Source organism: uncultured Campylobacter sp., from assembly GCF_938045205.1.
In the GTDB taxonomy this organism is placed as follows: Bacteria; Campylobacterota; Campylobacteria; order Campylobacterales; family Campylobacteraceae; genus Campylobacter_B.
In genome coordinates this window covers 1-3,811 of record NZ_CALIMY010000162.1, presented here as the reverse complement: position 1 = coordinate 3,811, position 3,811 = coordinate 1, and the positions used below count along the sequence as shown (strand labels likewise).

Annotated in this window: 8 protein-coding genes; all 8 read right to left on the bottom strand. The window is 48.1% G+C overall.

Annotated elements, in window-relative coordinates; genetic code table 11:
• A partial coding sequence (locus tag Q0198_RS10170) for a phage tail sheath subtilisin-like domain-containing protein (RefSeq protein WP_297897738.1) occupies nucleotides 1-765 on the bottom strand: 765 nt, incomplete at its 3' end.
• Between the two features lie 14 nt (nucleotides 766-779).
• Entirely contained in the window at nucleotides 780-1,319 is a 540-nt protein-coding gene (locus tag Q0198_RS10165; protein WP_297897735.1) for a hypothetical protein, read from the bottom strand.
• Between the two features lie 2 nt (nucleotides 1,320-1,321).
• Nucleotides 1,322-1,522, bottom strand: coding sequence for a hypothetical protein (locus tag Q0198_RS10160; protein ID WP_297897732.1), 201 nt, complete (start codon nucleotides 1,520-1,522; stop codon nucleotides 1,322-1,324).
• 59 nt (nucleotides 1,523-1,581) lie between these two features.
• Complete coding sequence (locus Q0198_RS10155) at nucleotides 1,582-2,130, bottom strand: hypothetical protein (protein ID WP_297897729.1); 549 nt, start codon at nucleotides 2,128-2,130, stop codon at nucleotides 1,582-1,584.
• Between the two features lie 10 nt (nucleotides 2,131-2,140).
• Nucleotides 2,141-2,890 carry a hypothetical protein gene (locus tag Q0198_RS10150; protein ID WP_297897726.1) on the bottom strand — a complete coding sequence of 250 codons (750 nt, stop codon included), beginning with the start codon at nucleotides 2,888-2,890 and terminating at the stop codon, nucleotides 2,141-2,143.
• A gap of 11 nt (nucleotides 2,891-2,901) precedes the next feature.
• On the bottom strand, nucleotides 2,902-3,234 hold the full coding sequence (locus Q0198_RS10145; protein WP_297897740.1) for a phage tail protein: 333 nt from the start codon (nucleotides 3,232-3,234) through the stop codon (nucleotides 2,902-2,904).
• Nucleotides 3,235-3,271: 37 nt separating this feature from the next.
• Entirely contained in the window at nucleotides 3,272-3,451 is a 180-nt protein-coding gene (locus tag Q0198_RS10140; RefSeq protein WP_297897724.1) for a hypothetical protein, read from the bottom strand.
• Nucleotides 3,448-3,811 (bottom strand): baseplate J/gp47 family protein (locus Q0198_RS10135; protein ID WP_297897721.1); only part of this gene is annotated, 364 nt, incomplete at its 5' end. The genes Q0198_RS10135 and Q0198_RS10140, both read right to left, overlap by 4 nt.

The following is a 3,811-nucleotide window of genomic DNA, read 5'->3' as shown; positions in this document are numbered from 1 at the left end:
CGCTGCTCTAAGCTCATCTGCCGTGCAGGTCTCTCCCATCTCAAAGTCTACGTCTATTGCCGTGCCGCTGATACCGCCCATCACTCGGTTAGAATAGCTATCGCTGTATCCAAACTCGCTAAGACCGTCCACATAGGCGATCATTCCGGCAATACGAGCCGATTGAGGCGTCATTGCATAATCGTTTGTTTCATCGTCCCAGGTCTTGACATAAGGATAGGCAGCGAGCAGGCGAGAGGTGCCGAAGCTTCCCATCTTTGTGATAGCTTCGCTTGCGCTTGAAGCCTTCAGATCAACGATACCGGTGGCTTTAAGGCGCGTCGCCATTGTCTCAAGCGCGGATTTTATCGCGTCCTCTCCCGAAAACTCCGGCGCAATGAGTAAATTTGGGCGGTAGCCAGTGGCAGACTTTGCATTCTTGAAAACTTCTATCGCGGCCTTGCAAGCCGTGATATCGTCGCTATCGTCGTTATTATCGGTGCGGGCAAATACCGATAGGATGATCTGCGTTTGTACCGCCTGATCTGCTATCGCTTTTAGTGCGCGGTAGATCGAGCCTTGTTTGAAGCTTTCGGATTTGCCCTTTTTCTCCTTATAGATCGTCTCGATCGCATCAATTGCCTTATCGGTCGTCATAAAAAAATGCAGGCCGTTTTGTAGCACCTCCTCATATCCTGCGATCCCGATGGGTGTAGTACTCTCCACGCTTATCGGTCGCGCCGCCTCTGCCGAAACGGTTATGTTTACTCCAAATTTTGCAGCCATCTTTTCTCCTTTGTTTAAAATTTCGATATCAAATATAGGGCAATAAACGCCAAGTCCTGCATTGCACCGTAAAAGAGCTCCTGCCTAGCCCATGCCGTGTTTACTTCAAATTTCTTAAAAGTGAAGATAAATTTCGTGCAGTATCCCAACTCGCAAGCAAGCGGAAAACCTACCGCAAGAGCTACGGCTAGAAGCGGCGCGGCGTAAAGACCCGCAAAGGCTAGCGGCACGAATACCGGCAGCCACCAAAGTAGCCCGCGCAGAAAGAGGCAAAGCCTGCAATAGCCTAGCCAATGCGCGCGCGGATCGAAAAGCTTCGCGGCGATGCACTCGATAAATTTCACTTCGCGTTCGTCGGTATAACTGCCGTGGGTTACGAGCGCGCCGACCCATACGCCCCAGCCTTTCGCCTCGCCCAGCAAATACCCAAGCCCGCAGATGATCGCAAGGTAAAAATTTCCCAAAAATGCAAATATTAGCAGAGCCACTACCAAAGCGTTCACTTTGGCGAAGTAGGCGTATCGCCCGCGTAGTCTGTTGAGTATCGCAAACATCATCAATCCTTTGGTCTTGTTTTTACGATGTCAGCGAATTCATCGCTACCTAGATACCAGAAAGGCTTTGAGCCGTCCTCGTAGCGAAATTTCATGAAATCATTGGGATGAGTTGCAAGGTGCGCGATCACGCGAAAGATATTCATCATATTGGAATGATCCCACTGATCGCACTTTCTAGCACGCAAGAAAATTACTATCAAGCCAAAATCCCAAGAATAAAGCTCGTCAGAAAAAGAATAAAATATCCCATTTGTTCCTCCTATACTTCAATCGTGTCCGTAAATTTGATAGCCTCAAGCTCCTTTGCGGTTTTTGCCTTCTCGATTGCGGTTTCATAGCCCCATTTCAGCACGTGGAGCTTCTGCCCCGCAATCTGAATGGCGCGCTTAATCTTTTTGAGATCCTCCTGCCCGTTTATCTTTTTCATCGTATTGTCATACATCCTAAAGCCCCGCACCTCGAGGCTATCAAATATATCGATCATACTTCCGATATTCAGTAGATATTTATATCCGCCGTTGACGGCTCCAAAGTCTTTGATCTCAACCTTGCAGCTCTCGCCCATTGCGTTCACCCACGAAGCGAGCTCCGTGGTCTTTGCTTCGCGAAGTTGCTCGATAGGAGGCTCCTCTATTTTTATGCTGGTCTCAAGCGTTTTTGGATTGATATGAGTAGCGCCCATATTGACAGCTTTTGTCCATTGCTCCTCGCTTATCTCTACGTTAGGTGCAGGTATGTTTTCGTGTATTTCGCTATCATAATACCCCAGTATTTCGTTTGTCTTTTTGTCGTAGTGAACATATTTCATCTATTCTCCTTTAGTAGCCTACCGCAAACCAGTAGAATTTAAAGTAATCCGGCGGGGACCCCGCTATGCGCCTTACACCTATTTCAAAGCCGGTATTGCTAGTATTTTGGTCTAAAGCTTCGCCTACGACGCTTACGGCAAATTCGCACTCGTTTTCCGCAGAGGTTAGCGAAACGTTTAGCCTTTTGTTAAAAGCGATAGGAAAAATAACATTAGTTGAAGTTGTAGCTCCCCATTGAAGTATTAAACCATTTGGCAACTTTGTGTAGCCGTTTTGTTGTTTTGAGCTTAAAAAGCCTGCAGAAAATACATCGGATACCGCTTTCTCGCTTACTGCCGTGTCGCTCAAGCTTCCTGTGATGGAATTTTTAAGTTTTACGATGCCGGCCTCTATCTCTGTAGCGGCTGACGGAATGTCGGTTTTTTGGGCGAATTTATCCGCAGCGACGCCGCCGAGTTTTTCGCTATCTGCGGCGGTTTCGGATTTGCCGAGCTTTTCTTTGATGAGCTTGCCCGTATCGGTAAACTTTTTGTCCACCTCTGTTTTTGAATAGCTATCGTTTACGTCGCGCTTTGTCGCAAGCGCGAGATCCGCGCCGGACTTATTATCCTCGATCTGCTTCTTGAGATAGCTCGTACGGTTCGCAAGCTGCTTTGCCTGCTTATTACTGATGCCGTCTACTCCGCCCACGACGAGATCGACCGTTTCGAGCTGATAGATCCCGTTTTCCCATTTGATCTCTTCTTTTAGATCAGCCATATATACTCCTTTTAATATGTTCCGTAGCTAAATTCGGCGTTATAAGTCGCGTTGCCGTTATATAGCAGCTCGCCTCTGCTATCGACGCTTACGAGCACGCAACGCGCCGGGGCGGCATCTAAGGCGCGCTTTTTTATAGCGTTTGCTCGCTCTTTATTTAAAGGTAGGCTTGCTATTATGCTAAACTCCGCCCAGTGGTTGTTTGAGCCATACCTACGCGCGCCGTCGTATTTTAAGGAGCTATCATATTTTTGGCTCAAATTTCCCTCTATGATCGCAGCGCCGCTATCGACTGCTTGCACGGCCGTTCTGACCGAGTAGAGCGTCCCCTTTAAGCGCTTGATCTCAAAAGCCCTACATATGAGCTCGCGAGCTTTATATTCATTCGCTCAGCCCCTCTATATCTACATCAAAGCTTGCCGCCAGATGGGGCAAGATGCTTGCGGGCGCGGTGTGAGCGAGGATATTGATCGTGCCGATATCCAGTCCGTCTAAACGCACGCCAAAAAGATCGTCAAGCTTCTTGTCAAATTTAGGCTTTCCGATCGGTAGGATACTCATAGATTAGCCTTTGCAAAGCTGAGCTCAAAACTCATCACGATATACTCGTGCTTATCCGCTTTTATATCGGCAGTGGGCGAGCTCAAGCCTACCCGATATACGCCGTTTTGATGAAGGGTACTATAGATGCGGCTTAGGTTCAAATCCTCGCCTAAAGGCAGGCTTTTTTGCACCGCATCGATAGCGTTTTGGATCTCCGCCTGCAAAAAAAGATCCGTTAATTCCAGATGTGCTTTTATATTTACCGCCCTTTTGGTGGCATTTGCAACGATGACGGTATCGGTTAGCGGGCGCACTTTTTCGTCGTTTAGCGCAGTACGCACCGACTCAAGCACCGCTTCGCTTTCGTCGCTGCTTTTG

What these genes read in the sequence shown, in the direction of transcription:
- Q0198_RS10165 (WP_297897735.1), bottom strand. Translation starts at nt 1,319, where the DNA reads ATGTTTGCGATACTCAACAGACTACGCGGGCGATACGCCTACTTCGCC.
- Q0198_RS10155 (WP_297897729.1), bottom strand. Translation starts at nt 2,130, where the DNA reads ATGAAATATGTTCACTACGACAAAAAGACAAACGAAATACTGGGGTAT.
- Q0198_RS10150 (WP_297897726.1), bottom strand. Translation starts at nt 2,890, where the DNA reads ATGGCTGATCTAAAAGAAGAGATCAAATGGGAAAACGGGATCTATCAG.
- Q0198_RS10140 (WP_297897724.1), bottom strand. Translation starts at nt 3,451, where the DNA reads ATGAGTATCCTACCGATCGGAAAGCCTAAATTTGACAAGAAGCTTGAC.